The sequence below is a fragment of the Salmonella sp. SJTUF14076 genome (assembly GCF_015534835.1).
GTDB classification, from domain to species: domain Bacteria; phylum Pseudomonadota; class Gammaproteobacteria; order Enterobacterales; family Enterobacteriaceae; genus Salmonella; species Salmonella enterica.
The window spans coordinates 3,428,611-3,448,809 of the sequence record NZ_CP064674.1; the positions used below are offsets into that span (position 1 = coordinate 3,428,611).

Here is a 20,199-nt window from a genome sequence, read left to right on the forward strand (position 1 = left end):
CCTTACGCTGCAGGGCCGGGTTCTTCGTGTACGCTGGCGGCTAACTCCTCGCCAACTAACTGTAATTGATACATTTGCCAGTAGCGCCCTTGCGCCGCCAGCAATTGTTGATGCGTCCCGCGCTCCACCGCCTGGCCGCGATGGAGAACCAGAATGGTATCCGCCTCCACGATTGTCGATAGCCGATGGGCAATAACCACCAGCGTGGTGCGCTCGCGAATCGCCGCCAGCGCCTGCTGTATCGCCTGCTCAGTGCCGGAATCGATGCTGGCCGTCGCTTCATCAAGAATTAATATTTGCGGGGCGTCAACCAGCACGCGCGCCAGCGCCAATAGCTGTTTTTGCCCGACGGACAGCGTATTTCCCTGCTCGCCGAGATGCGTATGCAGCCCGTCGCTCAGACCGCGCGCCAGATCTGCCAGTTGTACTGTTTCCAGCGCCTGCCACACCTGCGCCTCGGAGACATCGCGCCCCAGCGTCACATTAGCCAGAAAGGTATCCGCCATCACTACCGGGTCCTGTTGAACCATCGCCACGCCCTGGCGTAAAACGCGATGATTAAGAGAGGCGATTTCTCGCCCATCCAGCCGAATTTCGCCTTGTGTCAGGGGGTAATACCCCATTAATAAGCTGGCGAGCGTGCTCTTCCCGCTGCCGGTGTGCCCCACCAGCGCCACAAAGCTACGGGACGGTACTGAGAGCGTAATGTCCTGTAAAACAAGATTATCGTCGCGGTAAGCAAACGACAGATGATCAATATCAATCGCTCCGCTTTGTAACGGCCTGTCGTCGCTGCCATAGCGCTGGCGCGGGCGATCCATCAGTTCAAAAACACGTTCTCCCGCCACAACCGCCTGCTGTAGCATGGATTGCTGGGTGGTCAGTTCAATGAGCGGCTCGTTCAGACGTGATAAATAGCTAATGAACGCATACAGCACCCCGACCTCAATCGTGCCGGCAGACGTAAAGCTGAAAAGCATCAACAGACCGCACAAAGTGAGCGCAGAAAAGAGGCTAAGTAGCGGACGCAATAAAAAGCCGTCTAAGCGTAGCGTCTGCATCCGCGCCATGTAGTGCGAGCGGCTGGCCTCGCCCATGCGTTCGCCGAAGCGCGCCTGCTGGCGAAACTGCTGGATTACGCTCATCCCGTTGATGATTTCGTTAAAGCCGTCGTTAATATCCGCCAGATATGCCCGCACGCGGCGTACAATCGGCGTGCTGTAGCGCTGATAAATGATCATCACGGTCAATACCGCCGGAAAAATCAAAATCGCCACCAGCGCCATCCGCCAGTCAAGGCTGAACATGGCGACCAGCATGGCGCCGATCAACGCCGCGCTACGTAATACCGTTGCGACGACCGTGACGTATAGATCGCGGATGACTTCCGTATCGTTGGTCACGCGTGAAATTAATTGTCCGACAGGCTGCGTGTCGAAGGCGCTTAGCGGCTGGCGCAAGGCGGCATCCATGACGTCCGTGCGCAAGGACTGAACCACGCCAACGGCCGCCCGGTTAAATAATAAAGACTGGGCGTAATGCAGACCCGCCGCCAGAAATTGTAGCCCCACATAGGCGGCCGCCAGCCCCGCGACCTTGCCCAACGGTAAATGGTGGCGGGCCACCATGTTATCAATGAAATAGCTGATCAGCAGCGGACCGCTAACCTCCGCCGCTGCCGCAATCCACAGCATAATCACCGCGACAGAGAGCGGTTTTCGCCATGGCGAGCCATACGCCAGCAACCGTTTCAGCGTCGGCCATAGCTGTCCAAAACTACGCATTCGCCGCCTCCTCGCCGCGTTCCGGCGCGTCATCCAGCGCGGCCTCCAGTTGCTGATAGCGATACATATCGCGATACCAGCCAATCTGCTGCGCCAGTTGATCGTGATCGCCGCGCTGAACAACATGACCATGTTGCATAACGATAATTTCATTGGCGTCGGTCAGCGCGGATAAACGATGCGCGCTGATGATGACCGTACGCCCTTCGCCCCACTGGCGCAAATTATGCAAAATCTGATGCTCCGTGCGGCCATCTACTGCAGAAAGCGCATCATCGAGAAGCAGAATTTCCGCATTTAACAGTAGCGCTCTGGCAATCGAGATACGCTGTTTTTGCCCTCCCGATAACATGACGCCACGTTCACCTACCTGCGTGTTGTAGCCCTGAGGCAAGCGGAGAATATCCTCATGTACGCTGGCTAAACGCGCCACCCGTTCAATCTCTTCCTGAGTCGCCTCCGGGCGTCCGAGCGCAATATTATTGGCAATAGAGTCCGAGAACAAAAACGGCGTCTGGCTGACGACCGCCAGTCGGCTACGCCAGCTATCCAGCTGCAGATGCGTCAACGGCACGTCATGGAATCGGATCTCTCCCTGCGTCACATCAAAATGGCGCTGGATAAGCGACAATATTGTGCTTTTCCCCGCGCCGGTCGGACCGCATATCCCCAGCATCTGACCCGGTTTAAGACGAAAGTTCACATTCTCCAGCGCCGGATGCGTCGTTTGCGGATAGCAAAACTCACGAATGGCCGCCGTCAGTTCGCCGCGCCCCGCCGGGACCGGCTCTTCGCCATCCTTAACTACCGGCGCTTCCGCCAGCATGGCGCGGATGCGGCTGTATGCGGCGCTACCCCGCTCCACGATATTAAACATCCAGGCCAGCGCCAGCATCGGCCAAATCATCAACCCCAGATACATCATAAAGCTGGTGAGTTCGCCCAGCGTCAGGCTGCCGTTAACCACCATCCAGCTTCCGCCGCTAATCGCGAGCAGGTTCGCCATGCCAATGGCGATGTAAATGGTTGGATCAAAACGCGCGTCAATACGCGCCACGCGCATATTTTTCTTGCCGGTATCTTCGGCATCCGCCGCAAACAGCGAAGACTGGCGGTCCTCCAGACCAAACGCTTTGATCATACGGATGCTGGTCAGACTCTCCTGCGTGCGGTCGTTCAGGCTGGAGAAGGCGGCCTGCGCCAGTTTGAAATAGTCATGCAGCCGATCGCCGTAACGTTTGATCATCAGCGCCATCACAGGCATCGGCAACAGTGCTAATAGCGTTAGCTGCCAGCTAATTTGCGTCGACATGACAATCAGTACCGCACAGCCCATTACCAGCGAGTCAACCAGCGTCAGAACGCCCTCGCCCGCTGCAAATACGACGCGATCCACATCATTCGTCGCACGCGCGATAAGATCGCCCGTCCGATGGCGCTGATAAAATTCAGGATGCTGACGACTCAACTGGCGATAATAATCTTCACGCAGTTCAACGGCTAATTGATAAGAGGCGCCAAATAGCAGCACGCGCCAGACATAGCGCAACAAATAGACCACTACGGCGATCAGGGCAATGGTGCCAATCCACATCGCTATTCGGCCTGGAGTAAAATGCTGTGCGGTTACGCCATCCACGACAATCCCCACCACTTTGGGCGGGATCAGCTGAAGCATCGCAATAAGCATAAGCAGGGCCACCGCGCCAAGATAGCGACGCCATTCCCGGCGAAAGTACCAGCTTAATTGAGCAAATAATCGCACGCGTTATTTCCTGATATGATTTCCGGCAATACCGGGAGAATTATTCAATGGGCAGAGAGGTGGTGTACTTAATCTGTTCCATCGCAAAACTGGAGGTGACGTCTGACAGTCCTGGGACGCTATTGACCAGACGTTTATAGAAGTCGTCATACCGCTTCATGTCGGCCACCTGAACTCGCATCAGATAGTCGTATTCCCCCGCCATCCGCCAGAAGCCAAGCACTTCCGGCATCTCAGAGACGACGGTCACGAACCGACAGTACCATTCACTGCTGTGGTGCTGCGTTTTTATCAACACAAAAGCGGTTAATCCCAGACCCAGTTTTTCCGGGTCCAGCAGCGCGACCCTGCCAAGCAGGATACCGTCATCTTCCAGGCGTTTAAGCCGCTTCCAGCAAGGCGTTGTCGTCAGATTAACGGCATCCGCCAGCGCCTGCAAAGAGAGGGTACAGTCCTGCTGCAATAAGCAAAGCAGTTTACGGTCAATTTTATCTAACATACCCACTCCATAGAGAATATTTTTCTCCTTACATTGTAATTTAAAGGTCAAATAGCAACAATTTTTTCCGTACTTTTCGCTACTCTTGGCACAAAATGATAAATGGATATTAATGATGAGTAGCAATTGGGTTAAAAATGCCATTAATGAAATTAACGCTGACCACCAGCGCTCGGCGGATACGCATCTTATTCGTTTGCCCCTGTCGGCATTTCCAGGTATCCAGCTTTACCTGAAAGACGAAAGCACGCATCCCACCGGTAGCCTCAAGCATCGTCTGGCGCGCTCGCTGTTCCTTTATGGGCTGTGCAATGGCTGGATTAAAGAAGGCACTCCGATTATTGAAGCGTCATCAGGCTCAACGGCGATTTCCGAAGCCTGGTTCGCGCGTTTACTGGGACTGCCGTTCATCGCCGTCATGCCCGCCTGTACCGCAAAACGTAAAATCGAACAGATTCAATTTTACGGCGGCCACTGTCATTTTGTGGAGAGCGCCTGCGAAATTTATGCCGCCTCCGAGCGGCTGGCGCATGAACTGAACGGTCACTATATGGACCAGTTTACCTACGCAGAACGAGCTACCGACTGGCGGGGCAACAATAATATTGCCGACAGTATTTTCCGCCAGATGCGCAACGAACCCCATCCGGTACCGCGATTTATCGTCATGAGCGCCGGAACGGGCGGAACCTCTGCGACGATTGGGCGCTATATTCGCTGCCAGGGCTATGATACTCAGCTCATGGTGGTGGATCCGGAAAATTCCGTCTTTTTACCTTACTGGCAGGATCGCGACGCTTCATTACGCAGCCCGGTGGGCAGTAAAATTGAAGGAATTGGTCGTCCGCGAGTAGAGCCTTCTTTTATTCCGGATGTCGTGGATGAGATGCTGCGCGTACCGGACGCCGCCAGCGTTGCCACCGCACACTGGCTGGAAACGCAGCTAGGCCGTAAAGTCGGCGCCTCTACCGGCACGAATATGTGGGGAGCGCTGCAGCTTGCGGCCCGGATGCGCGAGGCTGGAGAAACCGGCGCTATCGTAACGTTATTGTGCGATAGCGGCGATCGCTATCTGGATACCTATTACCATCCGGCCTGGGTTAGCGACCATATCGGCGATTTGACGCCGTGGTCAGCGGCCATCGCAAAATTACTTACCGGCGACTAGAAACCAAAAAAAAGCCAGACTGAATGTCTGGCTTGCTGGAAGAGATCTCTCATTCGGGGGAATAAGGTAGATGCGGATTGTCCAGCCAATGCGTCAAAAAGTGTGATACCGCTTGATTACCACAATGTCCGATAACCGAAAGGTGTGGCAGCGCGGCGATAAGCTGCGGCATGGCATTGCCCATAATGAGCCCCCGCCCGACGCTGCCCAGCATTTCCCGATCGTTCATCGCGTCGCCAAACGCCATGCAATCTGCCAGTGAAAGCCCTAAATGGTTGCTCAATACCGCCAGCGCCGATCCTTTATTGCACCCCAGCGGTAGCACTTCCAGGCAGTCGACGGCAGAGAAACAGAGGTGCGCGCGTTCTTCCAGCGCCTCATTGAGCTGAATGCGCAAACGGATCAGATCGTCATGATCGCCGCAAAAACAGATCTTCGTCACCTGATGGGCCGGAATACTTTTTATATCGATAACCTGATAACGAAAGCCGCTGTAGACGTGCGCCTGGAGTAGCGCGGGGATCTCCTGGCCTGTAAACCAGCCGTTGTCATTAAACACATGCATACTGGCTCGGGTATCCCAGGCATGGTGCATCACCGTATCGGCAACCTGAGGATCGAGATCCTGACGATGCAGCACGTCGCCTTCCAGCGAGTGAATTCGCGTCCCGTTACCGGTAATAAGATAAGCATCCAGTGAAAGCGTCCCCAGAATATGCCGCATTTCCAGCACATGACGGCCCGTAGCGAATGTCAGAGTGATATCGCGTTCGCGCAGACGCGCCAGCGTGGCGATCGTTTCTCTACCCAAATGGTGATCGGGCATTAATAACGTGCCATCCATATCAAATGCTGCCAGACGGGCCATCTCTTTCTCCATACTGTGACGCGGTTAACTTGTTGTTCAGTATTACCTGAGATATACGGAAGTAATAGTGAACAGATAAAAGGAAGTGTTCCGGGTTTCTATGAGGCTACTGAATCGGCTTAATCAATATCAACGCCTCTGGCAGCCTTCCGCCGGGGAAACGCAACATGTCACCGTTAGCGAACTGGCCGAGCGCTGTTTTTGTAGCGAGCGCCATCTGCGAACGCTGCTGCGTCAGGCCCAGCAGGCAGGTTGGCTAAGATGGGAGGCGCAGTCCGGGCGCGGGAAACGTGGACAGCTCCAGTTTCTGGTCACGCCGGAATCGCTCCGCACCGCCATGATGGAACAGGCGCTGGAAAAAGGGCAGCAGCTCAACGTACTGGAACTGGCGCAGCTGGCGCCGGGTGAGTTACGGGCGATGCTCCAGCCTTTTATGGGCGGCCAATGGCAAAACGATACGCCGACATTGCGTATTCCCTACTATCGTCCGCTTGATCCGCTGCAGCCGGGTTTTCTGCCAGGACGCGCGGAACAGCATCTCGCAGGGCAAGTTTTTTCCGGGTTAACGCGCTTCGACCGCGACAGTCAATATCCTTGCGGGGATTTGGCGCATCACTGGGAGGTTTCCGCCGACGGTTTACGCTGGGATTTTTATATTCGTTCCACGCTACACTGGCATAATGGCGATGCGGTGGATACCGCGCAGCTACACGAACGCCTGGAAAGGCTGCTTACCCTACCGGCGCTAAGCAAATTGTTTATTAGCGTCGCACGGATCGAAGTAACGCATCCTCAGTGCCTGACCTTTCTCCTTCACCGACCTGATTACTGGCTGGCGCATCGTCTGGCGAGCTATTGTAGCGGTCTGGCGCATCCTGACCTGCCGCTTATCGGCACCGGTCCTTTTCGCCTGGCGTTGTTCACGCCGGAACTGGTGCGTCTGGAAAGTCATGACCATTATCACCTCAGCCATCCGCTGCTGAAAGCGATTGAATTCTGGATCACCCCGCAACTGTTTGCCCAGGATCTGGGCACCAGTTGCCGCCATCCGGTGCAGATTGCCATCGGCAAACCGGAAGAGCTGGCGACGCTGAGTCAGGTAAGTAGTGGTATCAGTCTTGGCTTTTGTTATTTAACCCTCAAAAAGGGCTCACGGCTCAACGTACAGCAGGCGCGGCGTCTGATACATATTATCCATCATACTTCGCTGCTGAAAACCTTGCCGGTAGATGAGAACTTGATTATGCCAAGTCAGGGGCTGCTACCCGGCTGGACAATCCCGCAATGGCAGGACGTTGATGAAACGCCATTGCCGAAAAAACTTACCCTGGCGTACCACCTTCCCGTAGAGCTGCATACGATGGCGGAACAACTTCGACATTACCTGGCGACGCTCGGCTGTGAGTTAACGTTGATTTTTCATAATGCCAAAAACTGGGATAACTGCCCTGCGTTGGCGCAAGCGGATCTGATGATGGGCGACAGGCTGATCGGCGAAGCGCCGGAATATACGCTGGAGCAGTGGCTACGTTGCGATCAGATCTGGCCGCATGTCCTGGACGCGCCTGCGTTTTCCCATCTGCAGGCTACGCTTGACGCTCTGCAAATTCAGCCCAATGAAAAAGATCGCCGCGCCGCGCTACAACAAGTTTTTGCCAACCTGATGGATGATGCCACACTTACGCCGCTGTTTAATTATCACTATCGCATCAGCGCCCCTCCGGGCGTTAACGGCGTTCGGCTCACCCCTCGCGGCTGGTTTGAATTTAGCGAAGCCTGGCTTCCGCCGCCTTCGCCGTGAAGAAGCTGGTCGGGATTATCCGTACGCGTTACCATATTGGTTTTCGTCATTGATCAGGATAACTATGAAACGCGCCGTTGTTGTATTTAGTGGAGGTCAGGACTCCACCACTTGTCTGGCGCAAGCGCGGCATCAGTATGATGAAGTGCATTGTGTCACGTTTGATTATGGTCAGCGCCACCGCGCAGAGATTGATGTCGCACGGGCGCTGGCGTTAAAACTTGGCGCACGCGCGCATAAAGTGCTGGATGTCACTTTGCTGAACGAACTGGCGGTCAGCAGCCTGACGCGGGATAGCATTCCGGTGCCGGACTATGAACCGAACGCTGACGGTATCCCCAATACTTTCGTACCGGGACGCAATATTCTCTTTCTGACGCTGGCGGCGATTTACGCTTATCAGGTCAAAGCCGAAGCGGTGATCACCGGCGTTTGCGAGACCGATTTTTCCGGCTATCCAGACTGTCGCGATGAGTTCGTCAAAGCGCTGAATCACGCGGTGAATCTGGGCATGGCGAAAGATATCCGTTTCGAAACGCCCTTAATGTGGATTGATAAAGCTGAAACCTGGGCGCTGGCCGATTATTGGGGCCAACTGGATTTGGTTCGCGAAGAGACGCTGACCTGCTATAACGGCATTAAAGGCGATGGCTGTGGTCATTGCGCAGCCTGTAATCTGCGCGCTAACGGCCTGAATCATTATCTGTCGAATAAAGCGGCGGTGATGACGGCAATGAAGCAAAAAACCGGGTTAAGGTGATTGTTTTGCCGGATGGCGGCGCACGCGCCTTATCCGGCCTGGCGATATTCACCATGGTCAATATCGCCAGGCCGGACAAGTTCAACGCCATCAGACTGCGAGGCGTTATTGCACCATCTGTTTCAGCTTTTCACGCAATTCGCCTTCCAGCGGCAGCGCTTTTTGCGTTTTTAAATCAATACAAACAAACGTGATGAGCGCATCGGCCACCACCTGCCCTTCTGGCTCCAGCGTAATCGTCTGGCTTAATACGCCGCTTTTACCGTTAAGCTGTTGTACCTGGCTGGTCACGGTCAGTAGATCGCTCAATACCGCCGGGCGACGGTAATTTATATTGATGTTTACCACCACAAAGGCAATATTGCGGGCCGTCATCCACTGAAAGCTGTCGCTGTTTTCCAGCCCATCCCAACGGGCCTCTTCCAGAAATTCCAGATAGCGGGCATTATTAACATGTTGATAAACATCAAGATGATATCCACGAACTTTGATTTGTGTTTGCATAGCGCAATAACCTTACGTTGTTGTTATAAGTAAACGACAAGTACAGAGGTCATAACTGGTATGACCTCTACAGTCTGGCAAATTTTGGCCACTGTGCAAGTGATTACAATGTTAAAACTGCCAGATTACGCTCCACCAGCGCGCTTCCCATTCCCGGCACCTGCTTTAAATCATCCACCGTTTTAAAAGGACCATACTCCTCCCGATAGCTCACAATAGCCTGCGCTTTTTTCAGCCCAACGCCGTTCATCACCCGCGCCAGATCCTCCGCAGACGCGGTATTAATGCTCACCCTGGTACCTTCATCATCGCTGGCTTTAGCAGGTAATGCCGCTTTGGCGGAGGATGAAGAAGGCGTATCCGCTTTTGTTTCCACCGCTGCATTTTTTGCGACAGGCGTCGCCGCCAGCGCGCTATGGGCCATGCCCGCGCAGGTTAAAGAAAGCGTAATAAGCAGTGCTTTAATTCCGTGTTTCATACTGTTTTCTCCTTGTTTGTTAACAGTGCAGCCACGATAGCGGGGCGGAGAAAAACGAACAAACGGCAATTCTCAGAAATGGAAAAGGCCGGGAAAGCGGCCTTTGTGGGATACAACGTTTTGCAATTTTTTGCGAAGCGCCTCGACGATTACTGCTGTTCCAGAGCGTCGCCGATTTTGATTTTCGCCTCTTTACGCAGATTGCTCATCAGCGCCTCAAAGACAATTTGCGCATTGTTCTGCGTGATGCCCTGCACCATCGCTTTTTTCTGCGCTTCCGGCATGGCGCCCGCTTTCACCTCGTCAAACGCCAGCAGAACGACGTTACCCTGCATATCGTTCGCCACGCCATAAACTGGCTTATCTTTCGTCGGAAGGCTTAATGCAAAGGCCGCCTGACTCACCGGATCCTGACTGGTACGACTTAACGTTTTAGGCTCGCCAAAACTCAGACCCGCCGCTTTCATCGCTTCCGCGCCTTTGCCCGCTTTCAGCTCGACCAGCAGTTTTTCCGCATCCAGCTTCGCCTGTTGTTCCGCTTTATTATGCTTCACCAGGGCAGTGACCTGTTCTTTCACTTCTGCCAACGGCTTCACGGCTTCAGGTTTATGTTCGCTCACGCGTACGACAAAAGCCCGGTCACCATCCACGGTGATAATGTCTGAATTCGGCCCCGGCGTACCGTTTTCGCCTACCAGACCGCCATTAAAGATAGCATCGGCTACCGGTTTGAAGTTCAGCTCTTCCGGTAAGGTGTCACGGCTAAACCAGCCGGTTTCAACGGCTTTTACGCCAGCGACCTGTTCAGCGCCTGCTAACGACTCATTGTCGTTGCTTGCCGCATCGCTCACTTTCTGCTGCAACGCATAGTAAGCATCCAGCGCTTTTTCCTGTTTCACTTTCGCGGCAATGTCGTCGCGAACCTCGCTTAACGGTTTCACTTTGGCAGGCTGAATATCATCCAGACGCGCCACCAGAAAACCGACAGACGACTTAATCACGCCAGATATCTGGCCTTTTTCTTTTAATCCGGCGTTTTTCAGTTCCGGCACCGTGGCAGACTCTTCCAGCCAGCCCATATCGCCGCCATTACGCGCAGAGATGATATCGGTAGATTTCTCTTTCGCCAGCGTGGCGAAATCTTCGCCCTTGTTCAGCGCATCCAGTACCGCTTTCGCATCATCTTCCGTTTTGGTCTGAATAATGCTGTAACGAATACGCTCCGGCTGAGTAAACTGATCTACATGCTGGTCATAATAGGCCTGAATATCCGCATCGCTGACCGGTGCCTGCATCGTCGCGGCATCCAGCTTGATATAGCTTACGCGGAACTGTTCCGGCGTCATAAAGCGGACTTTATTCTGATCGTAGTAGCTGGACACTTCCTGATCGGTCACCTGCTGCTTCGCCGCCAGCGCGTTGACATCAATAACGGCTTCACGCACCACGCGCTGTTGAGAGACTAATGCCGCCAGTTCGTCGGTTTCCCCTTTCAGCATAAAATCAGTACCGGCCACGCCGTTGATCAGTTGCTGAGTGGTAAGCTGGTTACGCAGCGCCTGAGCGTACTGATCGGCGGTCATTCCCATCTGATTCACAATCGCGTTATAGCGGTTGTTGTCAAACTTACCGTCCACCTGAAAAGCGGGAGTGGCGAAAATCGCCTGTTTTACCTGCTCATCGCTGATGCCCAGTTTCAGTTCGCGGGAATATTGATCCAACAGCGCTTCATCTATCAGACGATTCAGCACCTGCTGGCGCAGGCTTTTCATATAACCTTCGTTGGCCGCCAGTTCAGAATACCTGTCGCCCAACTGCTGCTGCATACGGTTACGTTCGTTGTTAAACGCATTCTCAAACTGTGCCCGGCTGATTTCCTGGCCATTCACTTTTGCGGCGTAGTTATTGCTTCCGCCAATCAGGTAACCACTAACGCCGGTCAAAATGAACGACACGATAATGATAACGAAAATAATCTTGAGCACGAGACTGTTTGCAGCCGTGCGTAAGCTGTCCATCATGGTGTAACCACACTCCGCTGTAGGTGACTTTACACTTTATCTTTCAGGCGGCTTCTCTGCTGGCTACTGAGTGATTCGCTCAGTAGCCGCGTCGACGCAACCTGAATGATTTGCGTATAGAGACTTCACGCGCATCGCATTTTCTGAACGCGGCGCACAAAAGCCTATTGTGACAAGAAACGAGGGCAATTGTCAGCCCGCAACGCACAGAAAGTCCCGAATCGCCAATAAAAAAGGCACATCAGTTGATGCGCCCTTGTACTTTGTCACATCCCCCGAGGGGATCACGCTTAGTTTACCGCGTCTTTCAGCGCTTTACCTGCACGGAAACTCGGCACTTTGGCAGCGGCGATGGTGATCTCTTTACCTGTTTGCGGGTTGCGACCAGTACGGGCAGCACGCTCTTTAACAGCAAAAGTACCAAAGCCTACCAGTGCAACGTCATCCCCTTCTTTCAGAGATTCGGTAACAGAAGCAATAATCGCATCTAACGCACGTCCAGCCGCAGCCTTAGAGATATCAGCCCCTGCAGCAATTTTTTCGATCAGTTGAGATTTATTCACTCTTCTCTTCCTCTTTATAATTTATATCGCACCTGAATCCTTCGAAGTACGACCGCGCAGCAGTTATATCAGGCCTGCCACGCCCTTACAACACCCGTTAATGGTGGCAGACCCAATCAACCATCTAAATTAGCTATACAAAAAAAGGCTGGCAAGTCCGAAATAGCCTGCCAGCCCTGTTTTTATTAGCGCTATTTGCGCGAGGTCACTATTTTGCGGTTACAACCTGCATTCCAGACGGTTCGTTTTGCAGAGCAAGCGTCAGAACTTCCTCAATGCGCTTCACAGGATGAATATCCAGATCGGCAATCACGTTGTCCGGAATTTCCTCCAGGTCACGTTTATTTTCGAATGGAATTAAGACCGTTTTAATCCCGCCGCGATGCGCCGCCAACAATTTTTCTTTCAGGCCGCCGATCGGCAATACCTGACCACGCAGCGTGATCTCGCCGGTCATTGCCACATCTGCGCGCACCGGATTACCGGTCAGGCAGGAAACCAGCGCGGTACACATCGCGATACCGGCGCTTGGACCGTCTTTCGGCGTTGCGCCTTCCGGCACGTGAACGTGGATATCGCGTTTTTCGTAAAAGTCCGGATTAATACCCAGTTTTTCCGCGCGCGCGCGCACCACGGTCAGCGCCGCCTGAATAGATTCCTGCATCACTTCACCGAGCGAGCCGGTGTAGGTCAACTTGCCTTTGCCCGGTACGCAGGCGGTTTCGATGGTCAACAGATCGCCGCCCACTTCCGTCCACGCCAGGCCCGTCACCTGACCTACGCGGTTTTCGCTATCCGCGCGGCCATAATCAAAGCGCTGCACACCGAGGTAGTCGTGCAGATTATCGCCGTTAATTTCGATATGTTTTAACGACTTATCGAGCAACAGTTGTTTAACCGCTTTGCGGCACAGTTTGGAGATTTCACGCTCCAGACTACGCACGCCCGCTTCACGCGTGTAATAGCGAATAATACCGATAATCGCGCTATCGTCGACCGTCAGTTCGCCTTTCTTCAGCGCGTTACGCTCGATCTGCTTCGGCAGCAGGTGACGTTTAGCAATATTCAGCTTCTCATCTTCGGTATAACCGGACAGACGGATCACTTCCATACGATCCAGCAACGGCGCCGGAATGTTCATGGAGTTGGAGGTGGCGACGAACATCACATCGCTGAGATCGTAATCCACTTCCAGGTAATGATCGCTGAACGCCACGTTCTGCTCCGGATCCAGCACTTCCAGCAGTGCGGAAGCCGGATCGCCGCGCATGTCAGAAGACATTTTGTCGATCTCATCGAGCAGGAACAGTGGGTTTTTAACCCCCACTTTGGCCATTTTTTGGATCAGTTTACCCGGCATAGAGCCAATGTAAGTCCGGCGATGACCGCGGATTTCCGCTTCATCACGCACGCCGCCCAGCGCCATACGGATGTATTTACGCCCTGTTGCTTTAGCGATGGACTGGCCCAACGAGGTTTTACCTACCCCCGGCGGCCCCACCAGACACAGGATCGGCCCCTTGATTTTATTTACACGGCTTTGAACCGCGAGATACTCAAGGATGCGGTCTTTCACGCGCTCCAGACCATAATGGTCAGTATCGAGGATTTCCTGCGCCTGACGCAGGTCTTTTTTGACCTTGCTACGCGCATTCCACGGCACCTGCACCATCCAGTCGATGTAGCCGCGCACCACGGTCGCTTCCGCCGACATCGGAGACATCATTTTCAGCTTCTGCAGTTCCGCTTCCGCTTTCTCTTTCGCCTCTTTCGGCATTTTCGCCGCGTCGATCTTACGCTTCAGCGCTTCGTTTTCGTCCGGCGCGTCGTCCATCTCGCCAAGTTCTTTCTGAATCGCTTTCATTTGCTCGTTCAGATAGTACTCGCGCTGGGATTTCTCCATCTGCTTTTTCACGCGGTTGCGAATGCGTTTCTCAACCTGCAGCAGATCGATTTCAGATTCCATCATCGCCATCAGATATTCCAGACGTTCGTTAACGTCGGACATCTCCAGTACGGACTGTTTATCCGCCAGTTTCAGCGGCATATGCGCGGCGATGGTGTCAGCCAGACGTGCAGGGTCGTCAATGCTATTGAGTGACGTCAGCACTTCCGGCGGAATTTTTTTGTTCAGCTTGATGTAGCCTTCGAACTGGCTGATAGCGGTACGCACCAGCACTTCTTGTTCTCGCTCATCAATGGCTGGCGAATCAAGGTACTCCGCCTTCGCGGAGAAATGTTCGCCGTTGTCAGACAGCGCGGAAATACGCGCGCGCTGTAACCCCTCGACCAGCACTTTTACGGTGCCGTCAGGCAGTTTCAACATCTGCAAAATAGAGGCCACGGTCCCGACGGTGAAAAGATCGTTTACACCCGGCTCATCCGTTGATGCTTCCTTCTGGGCGACCAGCATGATTTTTTTATCATGGTCCATAGCCGCTTCCAGACAACGGATAGATTTTTCCCGCCCTACAAATAAGGGTATGACCATGTGCGGATAAACCACCACATCGCGCAAGGGCAATACGGGGATTTCAATGCGTTCAGAACGCTCAGGATTCATAGAGCTCTCTCTTAGTTTAGTGTCCGCCAGGTAATCAGATAGTATAGCTGTGCTCCATACCACCTATAACATGTACGTCAGTATATGGGGATGTTTCCCACACATTCAACGGCGTGTTTACAGGAAAAACGAAAGGGGAGATAAAATCCCCCCTTTTTTGGCTAACTGATTGTATGAATGTTTAATTATTCGCCAGAAGCCTGCGCTTCCGGTTTGCCGTAAATCAGCAACGGCTTACTCTGACCGGCAATAACGGACTCGTCGATCACCACTTTTTCGACGTCTTCCATAGATGGCAAATCGTACATGGTATCCAGCAGCGCCGCTTCGACGATAGAACGCAGACCACGGGCACCGGTTTTACGCGCCATTGCTTTCCTGGCGATAGCGTCCAGCGCTTCGTCACGGAATTCCAGATCGACGCCTTCCAGGTTAAACAGCGCCTGATACTGCTTGGTCAGCGCATTTTTCGGCTCTTTCAGGATTTGAATCAGCGCTTCTTCGCTGAGTTCGTTCAGCGTCGCTACCACTGGCAGACGACCGATAAACTCAGGAATCAGACCAAATTTGATCAAATCTTCCGGTTCAACCTGCGACAACAGCTCGCCTTCGCTGGCTTTGTCGGACTTCGCTTTCACCGTCGCGCCAAAACCAATGCCGGAGCCGGTTTCAACACGGTTAGCGATCACTTTATCCAGACCGGCAAACGCGCCGCCGCAGATAAACAGAATCTTAGAGGTATCTACCTGTAAGAACTCCTGCTGCGGATGTTTGCGACCACCCTGCGGTGGAACCGCGGCGACGGTGCCTTCGATCAGTTTCAGCAACGCCTGCTGTACGCCTTCGCCGGAAACATCGCGGGTAATGGACGGATTGTCTGATTTACGCGAAATCTTATCGATTTCATCAATGTAGACAATCCCACGCTGCGCTTTTTGCACGTCGTAGTCGCATTTCTGCAACAGTTTCTGAATGATATTCTCGACGTCTTCACCCACGTAACCCGCTTCGGTTAGCGTGGTCGCATCCGCCATAGTGAACGGCACATCCAGCAAGCGCGCCAGCGTTTCCGCCAGCAGCGTTTTACCGGAACCGGTCGGTCCAATCAGCAGAATGTTGCTTTTGCCTAACTCGACGCCATTGCTGGTATCGCCGTTACGCAGACGCTTGTAGTGGTTATAGACCGCCACCGCCAGCACTTTTTTCGCCTGCTCCTGGCCGATAACGTAATCGTCCAGGTGGGTACGAATTTCATGCGGCGTCGGCAGCGCACTACGTTCACGGTGCGGAGCAACTTCTTTAATTTCTTCGCGAATAATGTCGTTACATAAATCGACGCATTCGTCGCAGATATACACGGATGGACCGGCAATCAGCTTGCGCACTTCATGCTGGCTTTTGCCGCAAAAAGAGCAGTACAACAATTTGCCCGAGCCATCTTTGCGTTTATCTGTCATGAGTCAAAACCTCTTCTTTGTTCTTTGTGCCGCACACGACGACGCAAATGCCATTCTCAGGCGCAAGCCGCTAATCAGCGTTGTGCCGCCCTTCATTAGTATATACACAAAATCATTCGAGCTACATCAAGGCGGCAACTCGGCGACTCCGCAGGCGCTTACATAAGTAAGTCACCGGGAGGCGCGCTGGCAACCAACACCGAGGTAGCGTGAAGGATGAAGTGTATAGCGGCACACTTGCGTCCAGGGCATCAATTACGATGGGTCAAAATTGAGTCAACCAAACCGTACTCTACCGCTTCAGGCGCGGAGAGGAAGCGATCGCGCTCAGTATCACGTTCAATCTGCTCAAGAGATTGACCCGTATGATGCGCCATAAGTTCATTCATGCGCCCTTTTACTTTCAAAATTTCGCGGGCGTGAATTTCAATATCCGTCGCCTGGCCCTGGTAGCCGCCCAGCGGCTGGTGGATCATGACGCGAGAGTTCGGCAAGCAGAAACGTTTGCCTTTCGCCCCGGCAGTCAGCAGAAACGCCCCCATAGAGGCCGCCTGTCCCATACAAATGGTGCTGACGTCTGGCTTAATAAACTGCATGGTGTCATAGATGGACATCCCCGCAGTAATTACGCCGCCAGGAGAATTAATGTACAGATAGATATCTTTTTCCGGATTTTCCGCTTCCAGGAACAGCATCTGCGCCACGATCAGGTTAGCCATATGGTCTTCGACCTGGCCGGTCAGAAATATGACGCGTTCCTTAAGTAGACGAGAATAGATATCAAAAGAGCGCTCACCGCGTGAGGTCTGTTCAATGACCATCGGCACCAGCGCCATATGAGGGGCCAAATTATCTCGTTCTCCGCTGTATGACATTTCCGTCTCCTGGATAAAAATTGAAAAAACCTGCTGTACTGATTGTAACCTGATGGACGGATTATCAGCCAGTCCCTCTGTAATGGGTACGGCATCGCCATAATTCAAGCATAACAATCTTTTGCTCTAACGCTAACACTGAAACGCGGTTTTCGCACCCTTACCATGCAAAATGCGTGACAAAAAAAACCCGTCACTGAAAGGTGACGGGTTTTTGTGCAAATTTCGTGCTTTTAACGCGAAAAATTACGCCTGCTGGTTCATCAGCTCATTGAAGGAAGTGGCTTTTTCAGACACTTTCGCTTTTGCCAGAACCGCTTCAACAGCCTGTTCTTCCAGAGCGACGTTACGCATATTGTCCATCAGCTCTTTATTTTTGCTGTAGAACTCAATCACTTCTTTCGGATCTTCGTAAGCAGACGCCATCTCTTCGATCAGGCCTTTAACGCGTTCTTCGTCCGCTTTCAGCTCGTTGGTACGAATGACTTCGCCGAGCAGCAGACCGACAACTACACGACGCTTAGCCTGTTCTTCGAACAGTTCGCGCGGCAGCTCCAGAGCCTGTTTCTCGTTACCACCAAAACGCTGCGCAGCCTGACGACGCAGAACGTCGATTTCGCTGTCGATCAGCGCAGCCGGTACGTCGATGTCGTTAGCTTTTACCAGACCTTCGATCGCCTGAGACTTAACGCGGTTACGCACCGCGCCTTTCAGCTCACGTTCCATGTTTTTACGTACTTCAGCGCGCAGACCGGCTACGGAACCATCTTCAACGCCGAAACGTTTGATGAATTCTTCGGTCAGTTCCGGCAGTTCGCGTTCTTCAACTTTCTTCAGGTTGATAACGAACTTAGCCGCTTTACCTTTCAGGTTTTCAGCATGGTACTCTTCCGGGAAGGTCACATCGATAGTGAACTCTTCGCCAGCTTTGTGGCCTTTAACGCCGTCTTCAAAGCCCGGAATCATACGACCCTGGCCCATCGCCAGAACGAAATCGGTCGCTTTGCCGCCTTCGAACTCTTCGCCGTCTACAGAGCCGGTGAAGTCGATGGTCACGCGGTCTTCCGCATCCGCAGCGCCGTCTTTTTCTTTCCAGGTCGCCTGCTGCTTACGCAGGGTGTCCAGCATCACATCAACGTCAGCGTCGGTGACTTCAACAACCGGTTTTTCAACTTCGATGGACTCGAGGCCGGTCAGCTCAACTTCCGGATAGACTTCAAACTCGACGGAGTAAGTGAAGTCTTCACCCACTTTGTATTCGCCCGGAACATAGTTCGGCGCGCCTGCCGGGTTAATTTTTTCTTTGATGATCGCGTCAACGAAGTTGCGGCTCATCAGATCGCCCAGCACGTCCTGGCGAACAGAAGCGCCATAACGCTGAGCGACGATATTCATCGGTACTTTGCCTTTACGGAAGCCGTCAATACGTACTTTTTTCGCTACGTTGACCAGCTCGCTTTTTACAGCGGTCTCGATGCTGTCAGCAGCGATTGTAATCGTTACACGGCGGCCAAGGCCCTGAGTGGTTTCAACTGAAACTTGCATCTTGTTACCTCAAAAAATCACAGTGCTCGGTCAACTCTACTCCGCAAGCACGTGCTATTTGCTTCGCGGAACCGGGATGTTCTCATAATCAATCACATTCCCTGTCGTCAGAATCATCCCGAAGACGTTCATATATAAGACGGCGCATTATAGCGGCATCACTTTTGTGAGTCGAGAACGGTGATTGTGCGATGCTGCGGCGGTTTTCACAATTCTCGGCTAATTTTTGTCTGAATACTGTACGACACGCTCAAAATTCAGACAAAACAAAACGGCCCGCAGGCCGTTTTCACATAATTCTGTAGCAACATACTGGAAAAGCGGAGGTAGTTGCAAATCCGTTTTGCTACGCGATGCTTCCCGCGCCGCGACAAGGAGGCGACGCGAAGATAGTATCCTGCAACCCTTCCCACTCTTTGAGGGTATAAGTATGCAGTGCCAGCGCATGTACGGTTGTGGAAAGTTCCGCCGTTAACGTACCGTAAATCATCCGATGACGATTAAGAAAACGTTCGCCTGTAAAGCGATCGCTCACCAGCACGACCTTAAAATGGCTTTCCGATCCTGCAGGAACATTGTGACGATAGCTTTCATCCACAACTTCGAGAAACACGGGGTCGAACGCTGTCCTTAATTTTTCTTCTATTTGCTCACGTATCATCATGAAAATCTCCTCCGACAACGCTGTGATGTCACCCATCCCTTTAAATACTAGCCGCTTTTACCGTTTCCATTACAGCATGACAACAAAAATTTAGCTTTCGTCTGATTATTTCAGCCAAACGTATGAAGTTTACTGCCTTAATCATTCTTTTAGCGCTCAAAATCCCCGCTCGCGCCGTTATCAATACCAAATCGGACATTACGACGAATTTACCTGCGTTGACCACTTCCCCTCGCCGTTAGCGGTGTTATGATGGCGGGAATTTTTACCTATCACGTTTTAAGCGTCATTGAGAGCCTGAATATGTTAAAAAAACTTCTCTTTCCGTTAGTCGCTCTGTTTATGCTGGCAGGATGCGCCACACCGCCGACGACCATTGACGTCGCGCCGAAGATCACCTTGCCACAGCAGGACCCGAGCCTGATGGGCGTCACCGTTAGCATTACCGGCGCGGACCAACGCCAGGATCAAGCGTTAGCGAAAGTCACGCGTAACAACCAGTTGGTAACGTTAACCGCCTCCCGCGATTTACGCTTCCTGTTACAAGAAGTCCTGGAAAAACAGATGACGGCACGGGGCTACATGATCGGGCCTAACGGCGCGGTTAATCTGCAGATTATTGTTAACCAACTGTATGCTGATGTTTCCCAGGGCAGCGTGCGCTACAACATCGCGACCAAAGCGGATATCGCGATTATTGCGACCGCGGCAAATGGCAGCAAGATGACCAAAAACTATCGCGCCAACTACTCTATTGAAGGGGCGTTCCAGGCCTCTAACCAGAATATTGCCGACGCGGTAAACAGCGTTCTGACCGATACCATTGCTGATATGTCTCAGGACACCAGTATTCACGATTTTATCAAGCAAAACGCCCGTTAATA

Annotated in this window: 17 protein-coding genes; 4 read left to right on the forward strand and 13 right to left on the reverse strand. The window is 52.8% G+C overall.

Annotated elements, in window-relative coordinates:
* Positions 1–2: 2 nt before the first annotated feature.
* From HU143_RS16745 to decR, 3 genes are read right to left on the reverse strand one after another with little or no spacing between them, the layout of a single operon-like run.
* Positions 3–1,784: a SmdB family multidrug efflux ABC transporter permease/ATP-binding protein gene (locus HU143_RS16745; protein WP_023227338.1), complete on the reverse strand. Its 1,782-nt coding sequence runs from the start codon at positions 1,782–1,784 to the stop codon at positions 3–5.
* Positions 1,777–3,549 (reverse strand): SmdA family multidrug ABC transporter permease/ATP-binding protein, encoded by a 1,773-nt coding sequence (locus HU143_RS16750; protein ID WP_023227337.1) that lies wholly within the window; start codon positions 3,547–3,549, stop codon positions 1,777–1,779. Before HU143_RS16750 ends, HU143_RS16745 begins: the two co-directional genes overlap by 8 nt.
* Positions 3,550–3,589: 40 nt before the next feature.
* Positions 3,590–4,048: a DNA-binding transcriptional regulator DecR gene (decR, locus tag HU143_RS16755; protein WP_000884593.1), complete on the reverse strand. Its 459-nt coding sequence runs from the start codon at positions 4,046–4,048 to the stop codon at positions 3,590–3,592.
* 112 nt (positions 4,049–4,160) lie between these two features.
* Here decR and cdsH point away from each other — a divergent pair, with 112 nt between their 5' ends.
* Positions 4,161–5,216 carry a cysteine desulfhydrase gene (gene cdsH / locus HU143_RS16760; protein WP_000987849.1) on the forward strand — a complete coding sequence of 352 codons (1,056 nt, stop codon included), beginning with the start codon at positions 4,161–4,163 and terminating at the stop codon, positions 5,214–5,216.
* A gap of 49 nt (positions 5,217–5,265) precedes the next feature.
* Here cdsH and cof read toward each other — a convergent pair whose 3' ends face one another.
* A complete protein-coding gene (cof, locus tag HU143_RS16765) occupies positions 5,266–6,084 on the reverse strand; it encodes an HMP-PP phosphatase (protein WP_000113030.1) in 819 nt (272 codons plus the stop codon).
* A gap of 100 nt (positions 6,085–6,184) precedes the next feature.
* On the opposite strand from cof, the gene HU143_RS16770 reads away from it, so the two are divergent.
* Together HU143_RS16770 and queC are read left to right on the forward strand one after the other, a co-directional pair.
* Positions 6,185–7,885: an SgrR family transcriptional regulator gene (locus tag HU143_RS16770; RefSeq protein WP_023227336.1), complete on the forward strand. Its 1,701-nt coding sequence runs from the start codon at positions 6,185–6,187 to the stop codon at positions 7,883–7,885.
* Between the two features lie 64 nt (positions 7,886–7,949).
* Positions 7,950–8,645: a 7-cyano-7-deazaguanine synthase QueC gene (queC, locus tag HU143_RS16775; protein WP_000817202.1), complete on the forward strand. Its 696-nt coding sequence runs from the start codon at positions 7,950–7,952 to the stop codon at positions 8,643–8,645.
* A gap of 105 nt (positions 8,646–8,750) precedes the next feature.
* Here the strand turns inward: queC and HU143_RS16780 are convergent, their stop codons facing one another.
* The 9 genes from HU143_RS16780 to bolA all read right to left on the reverse strand — a co-directional run bounded on the left by HU143_RS16780 (position 8,751) and on the right by bolA (position 19,315).
* Positions 8,751–9,149, reverse strand: coding sequence for a YbgC/FadM family acyl-CoA thioesterase (locus HU143_RS16780; protein WP_023227335.1), 399 nt, complete (start codon positions 9,147–9,149; stop codon positions 8,751–8,753).
* 103 nt (positions 9,150–9,252) lie between these two features.
* The gene (locus HU143_RS16785; RefSeq protein WP_000680322.1) at positions 9,253–9,627 is read right to left on the reverse strand and encodes a helix-hairpin-helix domain-containing protein; all 375 of its coding nucleotides are present in this window, start codon (positions 9,625–9,627) and stop codon (positions 9,253–9,255) included.
* Positions 9,628–9,776: 149 nt separating this feature from the next.
* On the reverse strand, positions 9,777–11,648 hold the full coding sequence (ppiD, locus tag HU143_RS16790; RefSeq protein ID WP_000969434.1) for a peptidylprolyl isomerase: 1,872 nt from the start codon (positions 11,646–11,648) through the stop codon (positions 9,777–9,779).
* Between the two features lie 290 nt (positions 11,649–11,938).
* Positions 11,939–12,211, reverse strand: coding sequence for a nucleoid-associated protein HU-beta (hupB, locus tag HU143_RS16795; protein WP_001043544.1), 273 nt, complete (start codon positions 12,209–12,211; stop codon positions 11,939–11,941).
* A gap of 208 nt (positions 12,212–12,419) precedes the next feature.
* Positions 12,420–14,774 (reverse strand): endopeptidase La, encoded by a 2,355-nt coding sequence (lon, locus tag HU143_RS16800; RefSeq protein ID WP_001067723.1) that lies wholly within the window; start codon positions 14,772–14,774, stop codon positions 12,420–12,422.
* A 185-nt stretch (positions 14,775–14,959) separates the two neighbouring features.
* Positions 14,960–16,231, reverse strand: a complete 1,272-nt coding sequence (gene clpX, locus HU143_RS16805; RefSeq protein WP_000130314.1) for an ATP-dependent protease ATP-binding subunit ClpX — start codon at positions 16,229–16,231, stop codon at positions 14,960–14,962.
* Between the two features lie 251 nt (positions 16,232–16,482).
* The gene (clpP, locus tag HU143_RS16810) at positions 16,483–17,106 is read right to left on the reverse strand and encodes an ATP-dependent Clp endopeptidase proteolytic subunit ClpP (RefSeq protein ID WP_000122257.1); all 624 of its coding nucleotides are present in this window, start codon (positions 17,104–17,106) and stop codon (positions 16,483–16,485) included.
* Positions 17,107–17,352: 246 nt separating this feature from the next.
* Positions 17,353–18,651, reverse strand: coding sequence for a trigger factor (gene tig, locus HU143_RS16815; RefSeq protein WP_001198403.1), 1,299 nt, complete (start codon positions 18,649–18,651; stop codon positions 17,353–17,355).
* A gap of 346 nt (positions 18,652–18,997) precedes the next feature.
* Positions 18,998–19,315, reverse strand: coding sequence for a transcriptional regulator BolA (gene bolA / locus HU143_RS16820; RefSeq protein WP_000973433.1), 318 nt, complete (start codon positions 19,313–19,315; stop codon positions 18,998–19,000).
* A 303-nt stretch (positions 19,316–19,618) separates the two neighbouring features.
* Here bolA and HU143_RS16825 point away from each other — a divergent pair, with 303 nt between their 5' ends.
* Entirely contained in the window at positions 19,619–20,197 is a 579-nt protein-coding gene (locus tag HU143_RS16825; RefSeq protein ID WP_001537832.1) for a lipoprotein, read from the forward strand.
* Positions 20,198–20,199: the final 2 nt, after the last annotated feature.